General features: G+C 69.6%; 18 protein-coding genes and 1 pseudogene. 7 read left to right on the forward strand and 12 right to left on the reverse strand.

Going from position 1 to position 14,879, the window contains the following annotated elements:
- Position 1: 1 nt before the first annotated feature.
- A complete protein-coding gene (locus CBM2586_RS10335; protein ID WP_115687425.1) occupies positions 2-1,129 on the reverse strand; it encodes an ABC transporter ATP-binding protein in 1,128 nt (375 codons plus the stop codon).
- Positions 1,130-1,286: 157 nt separating this feature from the next.
- Here CBM2586_RS10335 and CBM2586_RS10340 point away from each other — a divergent pair, with 157 nt between their 5' ends.
- Positions 1,287-2,057 (forward strand): DeoR/GlpR family DNA-binding transcription regulator, encoded by a 771-nt coding sequence (locus CBM2586_RS10340; RefSeq protein WP_115661727.1) that lies wholly within the window; start codon positions 1,287-1,289, stop codon positions 2,055-2,057.
- Between the two features lie 169 nt (positions 2,058-2,226).
- On the opposite strand, the gene purU is transcribed toward CBM2586_RS10340, so the two are convergent.
- Together purU and CBM2586_RS10350 are read right to left on the reverse strand one after the other, a co-directional pair.
- Positions 2,227-3,093 carry a formyltetrahydrofolate deformylase gene (gene purU, locus CBM2586_RS10345; protein WP_115661726.1) on the reverse strand — a complete coding sequence of 289 codons (867 nt, stop codon included), beginning with the start codon at positions 3,091-3,093 and terminating at the stop codon, positions 2,227-2,229.
- 90 nt (positions 3,094-3,183) lie between these two features.
- Positions 3,184-4,116, reverse strand: coding sequence for an NUDIX hydrolase (locus CBM2586_RS10350; protein WP_115687427.1), 933 nt, complete (start codon positions 4,114-4,116; stop codon positions 3,184-3,186).
- 56 nt (positions 4,117-4,172) lie between these two features.
- On the opposite strand from CBM2586_RS10350, the gene glpK reads away from it, so the two are divergent.
- From glpK to CBM2586_RS10370, 4 genes are all read left to right on the forward strand, one after another.
- The gene (glpK, locus tag CBM2586_RS10355; RefSeq protein WP_115687429.1) at positions 4,173-5,741 is read left to right on the forward strand and encodes a glycerol kinase GlpK; all 1,569 of its coding nucleotides are present in this window, start codon (positions 4,173-4,175) and stop codon (positions 5,739-5,741) included.
- Positions 5,742-5,817: 76 nt separating this feature from the next.
- Positions 5,818-7,422, forward strand: a complete 1,605-nt coding sequence (locus tag CBM2586_RS10360; RefSeq protein ID WP_115661723.1) for a glycerol-3-phosphate dehydrogenase/oxidase — start codon at positions 5,818-5,820, stop codon at positions 7,420-7,422.
- A gap of 72 nt (positions 7,423-7,494) precedes the next feature.
- Positions 7,495-7,872, forward strand: a complete 378-nt coding sequence (locus CBM2586_RS10365) for an MliC family protein (RefSeq protein ID WP_115661722.1) — start codon at positions 7,495-7,497, stop codon at positions 7,870-7,872.
- 90 nt (positions 7,873-7,962) lie between these two features.
- Entirely contained in the window at positions 7,963-8,343 is a 381-nt protein-coding gene (locus CBM2586_RS10370; RefSeq protein WP_115661721.1) for a hypothetical protein, read from the forward strand.
- A 40-nt stretch (positions 8,344-8,383) separates the two neighbouring features.
- On the opposite strand, the gene CBM2586_RS10375 is transcribed toward CBM2586_RS10370, so the two are convergent.
- The 6 genes from CBM2586_RS10375 to CBM2586_RS10400 form a co-directional block, all read right to left on the reverse strand.
- Positions 8,384-8,674, reverse strand: a complete 291-nt coding sequence (locus CBM2586_RS10375; protein WP_172583304.1) for a hypothetical protein — start codon at positions 8,672-8,674, stop codon at positions 8,384-8,386.
- Between the two features lie 106 nt (positions 8,675-8,780).
- Complete coding sequence (locus tag CBM2586_RS10380; protein ID WP_115661719.1) at positions 8,781-9,005, reverse strand: hypothetical protein; 225 nt, start codon at positions 9,003-9,005, stop codon at positions 8,781-8,783.
- Between the two features lie 112 nt (positions 9,006-9,117).
- Positions 9,118-9,525, reverse strand: a complete 408-nt coding sequence (locus CBM2586_RS10385) for a YXWGXW repeat-containing protein (protein WP_115661718.1) — start codon at positions 9,523-9,525, stop codon at positions 9,118-9,120.
- 139 nt (positions 9,526-9,664) lie between these two features.
- Positions 9,665-9,868, reverse strand: coding sequence for a hypothetical protein (locus CBM2586_RS10390; protein WP_115661717.1), 204 nt, complete (start codon positions 9,866-9,868; stop codon positions 9,665-9,667).
- A 67-nt stretch (positions 9,869-9,935) separates the two neighbouring features.
- Positions 9,936-10,355 (reverse strand): lysozyme inhibitor LprI family protein, encoded by a 420-nt coding sequence (locus CBM2586_RS10395; RefSeq protein WP_115661716.1) that lies wholly within the window; start codon positions 10,353-10,355, stop codon positions 9,936-9,938.
- Between the two features lie 51 nt (positions 10,356-10,406).
- Positions 10,407-10,868, reverse strand: coding sequence for a CopD family protein (locus tag CBM2586_RS10400; protein WP_172583249.1), 462 nt, complete (start codon positions 10,866-10,868; stop codon positions 10,407-10,409).
- A 311-nt stretch (positions 10,869-11,179) separates the two neighbouring features.
- On the opposite strand from CBM2586_RS10400, the gene CBM2586_RS10405 reads away from it, so the two are divergent.
- Entirely contained in the window at positions 11,180-11,782 is a 603-nt protein-coding gene (locus CBM2586_RS10405; protein WP_115687431.1) for a YfiR family protein, read from the forward strand.
- Positions 11,779-13,046, forward strand: a pseudogene (locus CBM2586_RS10410) (diguanylate cyclase domain-containing protein). The gene CBM2586_RS10405 and the pseudogene CBM2586_RS10410 overlap by 4 nt, the downstream one beginning before the upstream one ends.
- Positions 13,047-13,081: 35 nt before the next feature.
- Here CBM2586_RS10410 and CBM2586_RS10415 read toward each other — a convergent pair.
- From CBM2586_RS10415 to CBM2586_RS10425, 3 genes are all read right to left on the reverse strand, one after another.
- Complete coding sequence (locus CBM2586_RS10415; protein ID WP_115661712.1) at positions 13,082-13,354, reverse strand: hypothetical protein; 273 nt, start codon at positions 13,352-13,354, stop codon at positions 13,082-13,084.
- 62 nt (positions 13,355-13,416) lie between these two features.
- Complete coding sequence (locus CBM2586_RS10420) at positions 13,417-14,265, reverse strand: D-amino acid aminotransferase (RefSeq protein ID WP_115688728.1); 849 nt, start codon at positions 14,263-14,265, stop codon at positions 13,417-13,419.
- 106 nt (positions 14,266-14,371) lie between these two features.
- A complete protein-coding gene (locus tag CBM2586_RS10425) occupies positions 14,372-14,863 on the reverse strand; it encodes a GNAT family N-acetyltransferase (protein WP_115687433.1) in 492 nt (163 codons plus the stop codon).
- Between the last annotated feature and the right edge of the window lie 16 nt (positions 14,864-14,879).

Below are 14,879 nucleotides of genomic sequence, written 5' to 3' on the forward strand. Positions count from 1 at the left end.
CTCAGCCTCCTGCCGCTGGCGTCGGCGCGCCGCCCGGCACCCCGGCCCCGAGCCCGCCGGGCCGGCGCGGCGCATGGATGCGGCGCCCGTCCGCGTCGAACAGGTAGAGCTGCCCGGGCAGCAGGTGCAGCGTTACCGGCGCGCCCAGCTGCAGGTCGAGCACGCCCGCGAACTGCGCCACCAGGTTGCCGACCGCGGTATCGGCGTGCACGAAGGTGTCCGAGCCCGACAACTCGGCCAGCGCCACGCGGCCCGGCACCGCGACCGCGCCGGCCTCGCCGGCCAGGCGCAGGGCCGAGGCGCGCACGCCCAGCGTTACCGGCCCGTCGTGCGCCGCCACGCCGGGCACCGGCACTTCGATCGCTCCCGGCAGCGCCACTTTGCCGCCCTCAAGCCTGCCCTCGACCAGGTTCATCGGCGGATCGTTGAAGGCGCGCGCCACGCGCAGCGAATCGGGATAGTGGAACACCTGCGGCGTCGGGCCGTACTGCAGCAGCTCGCCCGCATCGAGCACCGCGGTGTGCCCGCCGAGCAGCAGCGCCTCGCCGGGCTCGGTGGTGGCGTAGATCACGGTGGCGTCGCCGTGCGCGAACAACTGGGTCAGCTCTTCGCGCAGCTCCTCGCGCAGCTTGTAGTCCAGGTTGACCAGCGGCTCGTCGAGCAGCATCAGCGGGGCCTCCTTGGCCAGCGCGCGGGCCAGCGCCACGCGCTGTTGCTGGCCGCCGGAGAGCTCGGCCGGATAGCGCTCCAGCAGGTGGTCGATATGCAGCCGCGCCGCCAGCTCGCGCACGCGCGCGGCGATCTCGCCGGCCGCCGCCCTGCGCCGCAGCCGCAGCGGCGAAGCGATGTTGTCGAAGACCCGGAGCGACGGGTAGTTGATGAACTGCTGGTAGACCATCGACACATTGCGCTCGCGCACCGGCATGCCGGTGACGTCGTCGCCGTCGACCAGCACCCGGCCGGCGCTGGGCCGGTCCAGCCCCGCCATGACCCGCATCAGCGAAGTCTTGCCTGCCTGCGTCGCGCCCAGCAGGATGGTGACCGCGCCGGAAACCGGGGCCAGCGTCATCGGATAGAGACACGCCTGCGAACCTGCCTGCTGTGCGACGCCTTCCAAACGTAGCTGCATCCGGTCTCCATGTTCGATATGCTGCCGGCATCACCGCTTGCGTTCGATGCAGGCGCACCAATCTTGGCTTCACGCTCGTTTTAGCAACAAAACGAACATAAAACAATAGTGCATCGCATCATTTTGTTTTCGTTTGTGTTTGAACTAGAATCCCCGCATGACCCTCAATCCCCGCCAGACCGCCCTGCTCGAAGAAGTCCGCACCCAGGGCTTTGCCTCCATCGACGAACTTGCGCGCAAGTTCGGCGTCACGCTCCAGACGGTGCGCCGCGATGTCAACATGCTGGCCGAGAACGGCATGCTGGCGCGCTTCCATGGCGGGGTGCGGGTGGAAGACTCCACCACCGAGAACATCGCCTACCGGCAGCGGCAGGTGCTCAATGCCGAGGGCAAGGCGCGCATCGCGCGCGCGGTGGCGGCGGCCGTGCCCGAGGGCTGCTCGCTGATCCTGAACATCGGCACCACGGTGGAAGAGATCGCGCGCGGGCTGGTGCACCATCGCGGCCTGCGCGTGATCACCAACAACCTGAACGTGGCCAATATCCTGGCCGACAACCCCGATTGCGAAGTCATCGTCGCCGGCGGCGTGCTGCGTTCGCGCGACCGCGGCATCGTCGGCGAGGCCACGGTGGAGTTCATCCGCCAGTTCAAGGTCGATATCGGGCTGATCGGCATCTCCGGCATCGAGGCCGACGGCACGCTGCGCGACTATGACTTCCGCGAGGTCAAGGTGGCGCGGACCATCATCGAGCACGCACGCGAGGTCTGGCTGGCGGCTGACGCCAGCAAGTTCAATCGCCAGGCCATGGTCGAGCTGGCGCATGTGTCGCAGGTGGACCGGCTGTTTACCGACGCGCCGCTGGCAGCGCCGTTCGACCAGATCCTGGCCGACAGTGGGGTGAAGTGTGTGGTGGCGGAGCGGGAGTGAGCGCGCCGGCGATGCGGCCGCTGCTTCTGCACTGGCGGGAGCGGGAGTGGTGTTGATGGCGGGTGGCGGGGCGGTGCCTGCCGCCGCGGCTGCGCGACCGGCCTGCCCTCTCCGCCGGCCCCTCGCCCGCGCGCGGGAGAGGGGAGCAAACCTTCGGGAAATCGAAGGCTTACTTGAAGACGACGGTCTTGTGGCCGTTCAGCAGGATGCGGTGTTCGGCATGCCACTTGACCGCGCGCGCCAGCGCCACGCATTCGACGTCGCGGCCGACGGCGGTGAGCTGATCGGGGTCCATGCTGTGGTCCACGCGCTCGATCTCCTGCTCGATGATCGGGCCTTCGTCCAGGTCGGCGGTGACGTAGTGCGCGGTGGCGCCGATCAGCTTCACGCCGCGGTCGTGCGCCTGGTAGTACGGCTTGGCGCCCTTGAAGCTGGGCAGGAACGAATGGTGGATATTGATCGCGCGGCCGGCCAGCTTGCGGCACAGGTCGTCGGACAGCACCTGCATGTAGCGCGCCAGCACCACCAGGTCGATCTTCTGCTCCTGCACCACGTCGAACACGCGCGCTTCCTGCGCGGCCTTCTGCTCCGCCGACGCGTTCATCAGCGGCAGATGGAAGAACGGCACGTCGTACGACGCCGCCAGCTGGTAGAAGTCGCGGTGGTTCGACACGATGGCCGCGATCTCCACCGGCAGCCCGCCCGCCTTGGCGCGGAACAGCAGGTCGTTCAGGCAATGGCCGATCTTCGACACCATGATCATCACGCGCGGCTTCACCGTGGCATCGTTCAGCTCCCACTGCATGCCGAACTGCCCGCCCACCGGCGCGAACGCGGCCTTCAGCGTGGCGAGGTCGGGACCACCGGCGGCCGGGGTGAAATGCACGCGCATGAAGAAGCGGCCGGCGAACTCGTCCCCGTACTGGTCGGAATCGACGATATTGCAGCCGTGCTGGAACAGCAGGCCCGAGACAGCGTGGACGATGCCCGGCTGGTCAGGGCACGAGAGGGTCAGGATGAATCCGGTGTTGCTCATGGTGTGTGGTTCTGTCGGGGTGGCGCGGCGCAGGGCCGGGGAAGCCAGGGTGGCTCGGTCAGGACCGGCGACGCTGGATCACGCGGCGGCTCAGTCGCGATCGCCGGCATCAAGCCAGCCCCGCCGTCCAAGGGCATCCAGCGTCACCAGTGTCGCATCGACCGTCATGGCGCCGGCCGACATGATAGCAAGCAATGGCGCCACCTCGACGCGCCGGTGCTCGCTGACCTCGCCGTCCTGGTTGTGCGGCATGAAGTCCGGCGGCAGCAGCAGGTCGTAGACGTAGACCTGCTCCCACTGCACGCCTTCGGGCAGGTCGCGCAGCACCTCGATCATGCCGTGCGCCTGCACGCGCCGCGCCAGGCCCGGCGGGATGCCGGACTCTTCCTCGCACTCGCGCACCAGCGTCGCCAGCGGATCGCTGCCGTGGGGCATGCCGCCGGCCACCAGGTTGTCCCACATGCCGGGATCGACGGCCTTGGCCGGGCTGCGGCGCGAGATCCACAGGGCCGGCCGGTCGTCCACAGCGCCATCGACGATGCCGTTCATGTGCGAGGCAAAGGTCAGCAGGCCCAGGAAGCGCGCCGCGGCGCGCTCCACCACCGCGACCGCGGGCGCGTCCAGCGCGGCGGTGACGGCGAACAGCTCGTCGCGCCAGCCGCGCACATGGCCGGCGTCGGCCAGCTGGCGGGCCAGCACCCGCAGCGCGGCACTGCGCGCGTCGAAATCGTCGCAGCCGGGCAGCAAGGCCACCGCCGCGGAGCCGTCGGCCAGCGGCCGCTCCGGGCCCAGCACGGCGCCGATGCCGCGCAGGATGCCGGCATGCGTGCGCGGCAGCCAGCCGACCTGCCGGCCGTCCGCCATCAGCCGCAGCCTGGTGGCGGCGTCGAAGCCGCTGCGCACCGCCAGCGAGGCGGCGATCCGCGCCGTGGCATCGGCCCCGAATCCGGCAGATCCGGCGCCGGGTCCGCCAGCGGAACCTGCGTCCGCATCGGCTGCCGTAAGGAAAGACACTTCGGCCATCACTCATCCATGCACCGGCCGCGCCGGCGCGCCTTGTCATTGTCAGGATCGAACGCATGAACCAGCCAGCCGCGCAGGCGCAGCGCCCTGCCACGTCCCAGCTTCCCACGGAGCCGCAATACGTGCTGGCGCTCGACCAGGGCACCAGCAGCTCGCGCGCCATCCTGTTCGACCATGCCGGCAACGTGGTGCGCCTGGCACAGCGCGAGTTCCGCCAATATTACCCACATCCCGGCCATGTCGAGCACGATCCCTACGAGATCTGGCAGTCGCAGCTGGCGGTGGCGCACACGGTGCTGGCCGACGCCGGCATCGGCGCCTCGCAGGTGCGCGCCATCGGCATCACCAACCAGCGCGAGACCTCCGTGCTGTGGGACCGCAAGACCGGCGAGCCGGTCGGCCGCGCGCTGGTCTGGCAGGACCGCCGCACCGCGCCGATGTGCGAGGCGCTGCAGGCCGCCGGCCACGGCGAGCTGTTCCGCGACAAGACCGGCCTGGTCATCGACGCCTATTTTTCCGGCACCAAGCTGCGCTGGATGCTCGACAACACCGACGGCGCGCGGGCGCGCGCGCAGCGCGGCGAGCTTGCCTTCGGCACCGTCGACAGCTGGCTGATCTGGCAGCTGACCGATGGCGCGCGCCATGTCACCGACGTCTCCAACGCCTCGCGCACGATGCTGTTCAACATCCACAGCTTCGAGTGGGACGACGCGCTGCTGGCGCTGCTCGACATCCCGCACGCGCTGCTGCCCGAGGTGGTGCCCTCCAGCGGCGAGGTCGCGCGCACCTCGGCGCGGCTGTTCGGCATGCCGATCCCGATCGCCGGCATCGCCGGCGACCAGCAGGCCGCCACCTTCGGCCAGGCCTGCCTGGTGCCCGGCATGGCCAAGAACACCTACGGCACCGGCTGTTTCCTGCTGATGAATACCGGGGCGCAGCCGGTCACGTCGCGCAACCGGCTGCTGACCACCATCGGCTGGCAGTACCGCGGCCAGACCCAGTATTGCCTGGAGGGCGGCGTGTTCATGGGCGGCGCCACCATCCAGTGGCTGCGCGATGGCCTCAAGATCATCCAGAGCGCGCCCGAGGCCGAGGCGCTGGCGCGCCAGTGCGACGACAGCGGCGGCGTGGTGCTGGTGCCGGCCTTTGCCGGGCTGGGCGCGCCGCACTGGGACGCCTTTGCGCGCGGCACGCTGGTCGGCATGACGCGCGGCACCGGCCGCCCGCAGATCGCACGGGCGGCGCTGGAATCGATCGCGCTGCAATGCGTGGACGTGCTCGAGGCCATGCAGAAGGACGCCGGCATCGCGCTGGCCGAGTTGCGCGTGGACGGCGGCGCCTCGCGCAGCGACCTGCTGATGCAGATGCAGGCCGACCTGCTCGGCACCCCGGTGGTACGGCCGCGCGTGACCGAGACCACCGCGCTGGGCGCCGCCTACCTGGCGGGCCTGGCCACCGGCTACTGGAGCGACCCCGTGCAGATCGCGCAGCAATGGCAGGTGGAGCGGCGCTTCGAGCCCAACCTGTCGGCCGACGAGCGCGGCCACCGGCTCGCGCGCTGGCGCCGGGCGGTCGGGCGCGCGCGCGACTGGGCGCGCGAGGACGACGCCGGCGGCCACGGCTGAGCGTCGGTCAGACCCGTCCAGCACCACCTCCGGACCACCCGAACATCTTAGCCAGCACCCACCACACACCAGCGTCATGCACAGCCTTCCCACCCCGATCCAGCCCCCCGGCCGCGCCGCCCTGCTCGCCACCCTGGAGCGCGAGCCGCGCTGGGACGTGATCGTCATCGGCGGCGGCGCCACCGGCCTGGGCACCGCGGTCGATGCCGCCTCGCGCGGCTACCGCACGCTGCTGGTCGAAGCCGCCGACTTTGCCAAGGGCACCTCGAGCAAGGCCACCAAGCTGGTGCACGGCGGCGTGCGCTACCTGGCGCAGGGCAATATCAGCCTGGTGCGCGAGGCGCTGCACGAGCGCGGCCTGCTGACGCGCAACGCGCCACACCTGGTGTGGCCGCTGGGCTTCGTGGTACCGGCCTACCAGATGTTCGACCAGCCCTTCTACGGCATCGGCCTCAAGCTCTATGACATGCTGGCCGGCAGCCTCAACCTGTCCGGCAGCCGCTGGCTGAACCACCGCGAAGTGCTGGCCGCCGCGCCCAACCTGGCCGAACACGTCGGCGGGCGACCGCTGCGCGGCGGCAACCTTTACTTCGACGGCCAGTTCGACGATGCGCGGCTGGCGGTGGCGCTGATGCGGACGCTGTTCGATGTCGGCGGCACCGCGCTCAACTACATGCGCGCGACCGGGCTGAGCCAGCAAGGCGGCGTGATCAGCGGCGTGACGGTACAGGACGTGCTCGGTGGCGCCACCTTCCGGCTGCGCGCCGACTGCGTGATCAACGCCACCGGCGTGTGGGTCGATGCCATCCGCCAGATGGAAGACGGGCATGCCCGCACCATGGTCGCGCCCAGCCAGGGCGTGCATCTGACGCTGCCGCGCAGCTTCCTGCCGGGCGACCGCGCCATCCTGATTCCCAAGACCGACGATGGCCGGGTGCTGTTCGTGGTGCCCTGGAACGGCCACACCATCGTCGGCACCACCGACACGCCGCGCCGCGACCTGCCGCTGGAGCCCGACGCCGGCGCCGACGATGTCGATTTCATCCTGGAAACGGCGTCGCGCTACCTGGCCAAGGACCCGACCCGCGCCGACGTCACCAGCGTCTGGGCCGGCCTGCGGCCGCTGGTGCGGGCCACCGGCGAAGCCTCCACCGCGTCGCTGTCTCGCGAGCATACGATCCTGGTGTCCAGGGCCGGGCTGATCACCGTCACCGGGGGCAAATGGACCACCTACCGCAAGATGGCCGAAGACGTGATCGAGACCGCGATCCAGCGCCAGATGGTGCGCGCGGCGCCCTGCGTCACCGCGGAGCTGCCGCTGCATGGCGCCGCCGGGCTGCCGGCCGACCTGCCGCCGCCGGATTCGGGTTCGCCGGACCGCTACTACGGCAACGAGCTGGGCCTGCTGCGCGCGCTGCCGGGACACGAGCGGATGCTCGCCGGGGTATCGGGCCTGACCGAGGCCCATGTGCGCTTTGCCGCCCGGCATGAGCTGGCGCGCCGGGTCGAGGACGTGCTGGCGCGCCGCAACCGCGCGCTGTTCCTGGACGCCCGCGCCGCCGTCGCGGCGGCACCGGCGGTGGCAGCGATCCTGGCCGAAGAGCTCGCCGAGGATGAAGCCTGGCAAGCCCATGAGGTGGAGAGCTTCCGCGCGCTCGCCGCCGGCTACATGCTCGGCTGATCGCCTGGCGCAGCGGCGCTGCCTCGATCCGGCCCCATCCACCCGAACCCCAGGTTTCTAACCGACCACGCCATGTCCAGTCACTTGATCCTGTCGCGGACCCGCACCGTTGCCCTGCTGGCCTTCGTCTGCGCCAGCGCCGCCGCCCACGCCGCCCGCGCGCCGGGCATCGACGGCGTGCGCTTTGCCGAGGTGCGCACCCTGCGCTACCAGTGCGACGGCGGCAAGACGCTGACGGTGCGCTATTTCAACAGCCCGGACAACCAGGCCGCGGTGTTGCGCATCGAAGGCAAGCCGGTGCTGGCGGTCAGCACGGTGGCGGCGTCCGGCGCGCGCTATGTCGGCGGCCGCTACGAATGGTGGACCAAGGGAGAGTCAGGCACGCTGCGCGACCTGATGCAGGCGGAAGGCGCCGCGCCCATGCTGGCCAACTGCCACGCCGCGCCATAACGGGCACAGCCGCGGCACGGCCGCGCCGCGCCACCTTTTGAAGCCGCGGCGTTCCGGGCGATAATGCGGGGATTGAATCAGGAGAACACCATGGACGAGATTGAAGATCTGTCCGATCTGCCGATGCCCCGCTTTATCTGGGGCTTCGCCGTGATCGCGGGCAAGGGCGGCGAGATCATGCACGACGAATTCGAGTACCTGACCCACACCCGCAGCCCGCGCTTCACCTGCCGCGTGGTCGAGCTGGAGGACATGCCGGCCGAGAGCGAAGAAGATGCCATCGACGGCCGCATCGTGCACGATGACGACCCCGGCCGCATGTTCTACATCACCGATGCCGGCATGGCGCTGGTCAATTTCCAGCTGTTCGACAAGATGCCGGACAAGCAGAAGTTCAAGCGCATCTGCGACGAAGCCATCGCCAACTGGATGCTGCGCCGCGAGTTCCTCGACGACGAGGAAGAGGACTGACCCACCCGGGCCAGCGGCGCCCGCGCGCCCCGCGCGGCCGTCAGGCCTGGCCCGGATCCTGCGACAGCGCGCGCGGCAGGACTTCATTGAGCAGCCCGGTCATGCCGCCCGGGTGGTCGGCGGCCAGCGCCTGCAGGCGTTTTACCAGCGCGCCATCCAGTTTGCACGCGAACGGCACCAGGCCCTGCTCCTGGTCCAGCCGGCGCTGCTCGCGCCGGTCCGGGCGCGGCGCGGCGCCAGGAATGCCGCCCCGCCCCGCCGCGGCCTGCTTCAGGCTGTTGGCAATCTTCAGGCCCTTGTTTTTTTCCAGGTCCGTTTTCTTCACGGCAATATCCGAAAGTCTGTAGAGGGCGGTATTGTACGCACCCGCAGCCCCGGCCCGGCCGGCGCTGCGGTGGCGATGCCGGTTGCGGCTTTATGCGTCGCTTATTCGTCCCTTATTCGTCGCTGACTTCGATCAGCTCGGCCGCCACCCGCTGGATTTCCGCATAGACCGCGATCGCGTCCATCGGGCCGGTGCAGCCCACTGCGGTGGCCTGGCTGGCATCGGCGCCAGGCGGCAGGAACACAAAAGCCATGCCCGGCTGCCAGCCGGGATGCTTGCGCAGGCTGTCGTTGAGGATGTCGAGATACTGCGCGCGCGTGAAGACGTGCCTTGCCATCGCTACCTCCGGAATCCGCTGCCGATGCGCCGCGCGGGCGCGTTGTCATGGCGGGGATCGTAGCATGGCAGGGGCGCCCGGCGTCAGCGTGCCACGCCGGGCGGCGGGCTGGTCAGCACTCGCCCTTCTTGGCATGGCCGGGCGGGCAATGGTAGCCCTTGTCCTTGTGGCCCTTGTTCTTGTACCCGCCCTGGTCCCAGCGGCCGGGCACCAGCACCCAGCCGTCGCGCGACTGGATCCAGCGCGGCGACTCATAGACATAGCCAGGGCGCTCACGCTCCCAGCGGCCCTTCTTCCAGGCGTGCTTGCGGTGATGATCGTCCCAGTCCCAGTAACCCGGCATCCAGACGTAGCCGGCGCGCGGCGCGGGCACGACCTCGTAGATCGGGGCGGGCGGCGGCACGCCAATGGCGATGTTGACCGATACCTGGGCCATCGAGGGCGCAGCGAGGGCCAGGCCCGAACCGAGCAACGCGGCCAGCAACAGGGCCCTGGCCGGGCGGAACGCGTGATCCGTCATGGGAGTCCTTTCTTGTGGAGGAACATGCCCATAGTCTAGTGTGCCGTGGCACGCCGGCAAGACAAGAATCGGATCTCGGCGGGCCCCGGATGCCGGCGCGCAACACGCCAGTGCAAGCCCCGCTTGCACTCACGCGTGGCTAGTGATCCTCGGCCATCGCCTTAAGCTGGGCTTCGCCGGCAACGCGCGCGGCATCGGCGGTGGTGAAGGTATCGTCCGACACGATCGCGCGCCTGACCTGCTGCGCGCTGAAATCCACCAGCGCGATGACCCACACATAGCGCCCCGACTGGGGAGCCGTCTGCACGAACGCCTTCAGGTTGTGGCGCGATTCGGTTGCCATGATCCATCTCCGGTTGAGACGTGCCGCAGCACAGGGGTCAGGCAACTCTAGCACAAGGCCGGCAAGCTCACCGGCCGGCGGCCTCGGTAGCGAAAGCGCGCAATTCGCGCACGCGCGCGGCGGTCATCTCCAGCACGCAGGCCGCCCCGGCCACGCGCGCCGCGCTGCCGCCGGCCGGATTGGCGACATAGGCGCAATGAGTTTGGCGGTACTCGAGCCAGGCCCGCTGCGCCACCCGCAACTGCCCGGTGCGCGGCGCCTCCAGCCGCCGCAGCAGCGACTGGTAAGCGTTGTTCAACGCCATATCCTGGACCCGCGACTCCAGCGCGGCGCAGTTGAGCATGTCAGCGGTCGATACGGCCTTGCCCATGCAGCGCTCATAGTCGGCGCTCAAGCCGCCATTTTTTGGCCCCCCATTTTCCGCGGCGGCGGCGGGGATGACCGCCACGGCCAGGCCGACGACGGCAACACATGCGAGGACGCGCATAGCAGGTCTCCGTTTGCGTGGTTGTGACAAGACGAGCCGGCGCGGATCCGCTCAGGCAAGCCAGCGGCCCAACGTCGCCACGGCGATATTGGCCAGCCCCAGCACGAGGTTGGTCCCTACCGCCTGCCGGATGCGGTTCAGGGCGGCGCCTGCGGCTGGCCAGTCCTGCGCATCCACGGCCCGGCCCAGCACGCGGTAGGGGCCGAACCACACGTAGCAGAAGATGCCGGCCATGACGACGCCGATGCCCAGCATCAGGTGCCAGTTGCGTGGTGCGCCTGCCATGCCGGTTGCGGCCATCATCGCGCCACCGCTCAGCACGATCGCCACCACCGACGCCCACACCCACGGGAAGAACCGGGCAAACACGCCGCGCCACAGGCGCAGCCGCGGCGGCGGCTCGAGCAGGCTGCCAGCCACCGGCCGCAGGCACAGGTAGGCGAAGAACATGCCGCCGACCCAGACGGCGACGCCGGTCAGGTGCAGCAAGCGGAGAAGCGGATCGGCAATCATGGCAGCAGGGCGCGAGTTTGGGACGAGTCGGGGCGATGGCCACATTCTAAGTGTTGTGTCCGCCACGGCGAAGCCCTGGCAGGACCCCACAGTTGGCCCGAGGACTTCAGAAAAGCAACACCGCGCCGATAAACATTTTCGTAGCACGCCGCACGCGGAGCCGGTAGTCGCGGAATCCCGTTCGGGGCACCGGTTTTCGCCCGATCCACCGCAAGCCGGCCGCTTGACCGCCCGGAAACCAGCCCCAGACAATAACCCGCGGCCAGACCACAACACCGCGACCGGCCGCTCCGCCCCCTTCGTTCCAGACCATGGCGCCTGCTCCAGCCAGCCCCCCGCCGACCCCGACCGCCGCCCGCGCACGACCGCTGCTGCGCCGCGGCCTGAGAGCGCTGCTGCTGGGCGTAACGCTGGCGGTGCTGCCAGCCATGCTGCCACCGGCGGTCACCGCGCAGCCCGCGCCGCAGCGGGCCGACCTGGTGGCGCGGGTGGTCATCAGCCTGCTCGGGTACGCGCGCTGGCCGGTGGAGCGCGATCCCGTGCGGCTGTGCGTGGATCACGCCAGCCGCTATGCGCCCCGGCTGAAGGAAGGCGGTACGCTCGCCAATGGCCGCACCGTGCAGACCCGCCAGGTCGACGTGCTGGCCGACATGCTGCACCCGGCGTGCGATGCGCTGTACGTGGGCACCATGAACGAACCGCGCCGCAAGCGCCTGTCGGCCGAACTGACCGGCCGCCCGGTGCTGGTAATCGCCGAAGAAGACTTCGAGTGCGAGGTGGGCAGCATGTTCTGCCTCAACATCCGCGACAACCAGGTTTCGTTCCGCGTCAACCTCGATACCCTCGCCCGCAGCGGCGTGCATATGCATCCCGGCGTGCTGCAGCTCGGCCGCCGCAAGGGAGCACCGTCATGAGCCAGCGTCAGCCGCTGCGCGGGCATGGCACGCGCCCCACCCTCTACAGCGTGCTGCGCCGCATCCACCTGGGGGCGTGGCGCTGATCGCGGTATGCACGGCCGGCCTGGCGCTGACCGCGATCGGCGTGACCGCGCTGCGCGTCTATGCCGACCACAACGTGCGGCTGGTGGCGCGCTCGATCGCCTACACGCTGGAAGCGCCGGTGGTGTTCCGCGACCAGGTGGCCACCGCGGAGACGCTGGCCGCGATCGCGGCCTCGGAAGACATTGCCCGCGCCACCGTCTATGACCGCGACCACCACGTGCTGGCGGTATGGCAGCGCTCCGGCCAGGCGCCGCTGACCGGCCTGCGCCACGCGCTGGTCGAATGGCTGGGCACCGATGCCGTCGAGCAGCCGATCCTGCACCAGGCTCAGCCAGTGGGCCTGCTGCGCGTCAGCGGCGATCCGCGCAACCTGCTGCACTTCCTGCTGCAGGGCGCGCTGGGGCTGCTGGCCTGCCTGCTGCTGACCGCGGTCGGCGCGCACTACCTGGCCAGCCGGCTGCTGGTGCAGATCATCGAGCCGCTGCGCAACCTGATGCGGGTGGCGCACGCGGTGCGTTCGCAGCGAGATTTCGCGCAGCGCACGCCGCCGGCCGGCATCGCCGAGCTCAATGCCCTGAGCGAGGACTTCAACGGCCTGCTCGACGAGCTGCAGACCTGGCAGAACCAGATGCAGCACGAAAACCGCTCGCTCGCCCACCGCGCCAACCACGATGCCCTGACCGGGCTGCTGAACCGCGCCGCCTTCGTCGAAGCGCTGGAGCACGCGGTGCGCCACGCCGCCGCCAACGACGAGTATGCCGCGGTGCTGTATCTGGACAGCGACGATTTCAAGCACGTCAACGACCGCCACGGCCATGCCGCCGGCGACGCGGTGCTGATCGCGGTGGCCCAGCGCATCCGCGCCAGCCTGCGCGGCCGCGACACCGTGGCGCGCATCGGCGGCGACGAATTCGCGGTGCTGGCCACCGCGCTGCGCGCGCCGGCCGATGCGATCCGGATCGCCGAGCACATCCTGCAAGCCATGGCCCGCCCCATCGACCTGCCCGACGGCAGCCCGGTGCAAGCCTCGCTCAGCATCGGGCTGGCGGTGTTTCCGGTCCACGCGCAAGGCAGCCAGGCCCTGCTGCACGCCGCCGACGCCGCCATGTACGGCGCCAAGCGGCGCTCCGGCGGCATCTGGCAAAGCGCCGAGCCGCGCCTCGACGTCACGCAGTGAGAACCATCGTCGTTTCGGTGGACTAGCGTGCCCGCTCAGTCGCCGAAGGGATTGGGCGTGCGGTTCTCCAGCGCCTCGTTCAGGTCGAACTCGTCGCGCACCTTGTCGACCACCGCGCGCACACTGGCGGCATAGCCGTGCAGATTGTCGAAGGCCATGTCCCAGTTGCGGCCGCGCGCGTCGCGCGCATGGGGCTGGGGTGCCGGCACCCGGATCCGGGCACCGTCTTCGCCGATTTCATCGATCTGCTGGATACGCCGGCCGACCTCGTCCTGCAAGGCACGCCGGCCGCGCTCACGCTTGGCCATGACTGGACTCCTGGCTGAATCCCAATGCATCCTAGCACGCGTCGACGCAGCCTTGCCGGCACTTACAACGCCGCCTTGGCCGCCTGGTAAGCCGCGTACAGGCGCGCGAACACCGGCCCCGGCACGCCCCTGCCGATAGGGCGGCCATCGATGCTGATCACCGGCAGCAACTCCTTGCTGGCCGACGACAGCAGCACCTCGTCGGCGGCAAATACCTCGTCCCTGCGGATCCGGCGCGACTCCAGTGCAATCCCCATGGCGTCACAGATCTCTTCCATGAAGCCGTAGCGGATGCCCTCCAGGATCAGGTTGTCCTTGGGCGGCGCCGCCACGCGGCCATCGCGCACCACCCATACATTGGACGCCGACGCCTCGGTCAGCCAGCCATCGCGGAACTGGATCGCCTCGGTCACCCCCTGCTCCACCGCGTGCTGCGCCGCCAGCACGTTGCCGAGCAGCGAGGTCGACTTGATCTGGCAATTCAGCCAGCGCCGGTCCTCCATGGTCACGCACGCGACCCCCTGCTCGACCATCTGCGCCGACGGCAGCGCCATCGGGTTGGTCATGATCAGCACTGTCGGCACCACCTCCTGCGGGAACGCATGCGTGCGCCGGGCCACGCCACGGGTCACCTGGATATAGACCAGCTGATCCGACAGGCCATTGGCCTTGACCACCTCGTCAACCCGCTCCAGCCACTGCGCGGCGCTGTACGGGTCGGGAATGCCGATGCCCTCCAGGCTCCGGTGCAGGCGCGCGAGGTGCTGCGCGCCGCGGAACGGCTTGCCGTGGTAGTACGGGATCACCTCATAGATGCCGTCGCCGAAGATAAAGCCGCGGTCCAGCACCGGGATGCGGGCCTCGGAAAGCGGAGTCAGGGTGCCGTTGAGGTGGACGATGGGTTCGGACATGGGATGCATGGGGACAGTTCGAAAGAGATGCCCGATTCTTTCACGGCTGCCCCGGCAAGGTCATGCAATCTACGCATGAATACGGCAGAGCGCCCGTCGCCTGCGCTCAGGCTGGCGCCAGCGCTTTAGACAGCAGCACCGTGGTAAAGCCGCTATCCCAGCTTTCATCGGGATAGAAATCGACCTCCGCATAACCCTGGCGCCGATAGAACGCGCGGCTCTGCTGGTTGAACGTGTCGGTCTCCAGCCTTGCCTCGCGATGCCCGGCACGGGTGATTTCGGCTTCCGCATGCGCCAGCAGCGCCCCGCCCAGTCCCATCCGCTCCCATGCCCGGCCGACATGCAGCGCCCAGATGAAGTTGTTTTCCCAGTCCACCATCGCGGCCGGCACACCGTCCACGCAGGCGACGCGGAATTCCTGCAAACGTGCTGCAACGTAGCTGCGGGTCTTGCCTTGCTGCTCGAAGGCGGCTGCAGCTGCCGGAGTCAACTGCGGCTTCCACGTGCCCAGGTAGGTGTCGGTGAGGATGGCTTCCACGGCTTGCGCGTCAGAGGGCAAGGCGGGGCGGATTTCGAAACGGGTGGTGAGTTTGGTCATGGCGCGAAAGCATAAC

This window comes from Cupriavidus taiwanensis, from assembly GCF_900250115.1.
GTDB lineage: Bacteria > Pseudomonadota > Gammaproteobacteria > Burkholderiales > Burkholderiaceae > Cupriavidus > Cupriavidus taiwanensis_B.

Coding starts and splice junctions, on each gene's coding strand:
- CBM2586_RS10420 (WP_115688728.1), bottom strand. CDS start 14,265: ATGTCCGAACCCATCGTCCACCTCAACGGCACCCTGACTCCGCTTTCC.
- CBM2586_RS10425 (WP_115687433.1), bottom strand. CDS start 14,863: ATGACCAAACTCACCACCCGTTTCGAAATCCGCCCCGCCTTGCCCTCT.
- CBM2586_RS10365 (WP_115661722.1), top strand. CDS start 7,495: ATGTCCAGTCACTTGATCCTGTCGCGGACCCGCACCGTTGCCCTGCTG.
- CBM2586_RS10395 (WP_115661716.1), bottom strand. CDS start 10,355: ATGCGCGTCCTCGCATGTGTTGCCGTCGTCGGCCTGGCCGTGGCGGTC.
- CBM2586_RS10370 (WP_115661721.1), top strand. CDS start 7,963: ATGGACGAGATTGAAGATCTGTCCGATCTGCCGATGCCCCGCTTTATC.
- CBM2586_RS10385 (WP_115661718.1), bottom strand. CDS start 9,525: ATGACGGATCACGCGTTCCGCCCGGCCAGGGCCCTGTTGCTGGCCGCG.
- CBM2586_RS10360 (WP_115661723.1), top strand. CDS start 5,818: ATGCACAGCCTTCCCACCCCGATCCAGCCCCCCGGCCGCGCCGCCCTG.
- CBM2586_RS10400 (WP_172583249.1), bottom strand. CDS start 10,868: ATGATTGCCGATCCGCTTCTCCGCTTGCTGCACCTGACCGGCGTCGCC.
- glpK (WP_115687429.1), top strand. CDS start 4,173: ATGAACCAGCCAGCCGCGCAGGCGCAGCGCCCTGCCACGTCCCAGCTT.
- CBM2586_RS10335 (WP_115687425.1), bottom strand. CDS start 1,129: ATGCAGCTACGTTTGGAAGGCGTCGCACAGCAGGCAGGTTCGCAGGCG.
- CBM2586_RS10405 (WP_115687431.1), top strand. CDS start 11,180: ATGGCGCCTGCTCCAGCCAGCCCCCCGCCGACCCCGACCGCCGCCCGC.
- CBM2586_RS10390 (WP_115661717.1), bottom strand. CDS start 9,868: ATGGCAACCGAATCGCGCCACAACCTGAAGGCGTTCGTGCAGACGGCT.
- purU (WP_115661726.1), bottom strand. CDS start 3,093: ATGAGCAACACCGGATTCATCCTGACCCTCTCGTGCCCTGACCAGCCG.
- CBM2586_RS10340 (WP_115661727.1), top strand. CDS start 1,287: ATGACCCTCAATCCCCGCCAGACCGCCCTGCTCGAAGAAGTCCGCACC.
- CBM2586_RS10380 (WP_115661719.1), bottom strand. CDS start 9,005: ATGGCAAGGCACGTCTTCACGCGCGCGCAGTATCTCGACATCCTCAAC.
- CBM2586_RS10350 (WP_115687427.1), bottom strand. CDS start 4,116: ATGGCCGAAGTGTCTTTCCTTACGGCAGCCGATGCGGACGCAGGTTCC.
- CBM2586_RS10415 (WP_115661712.1), bottom strand. CDS start 13,354: ATGGCCAAGCGTGAGCGCGGCCGGCGTGCCTTGCAGGACGAGGTCGGC.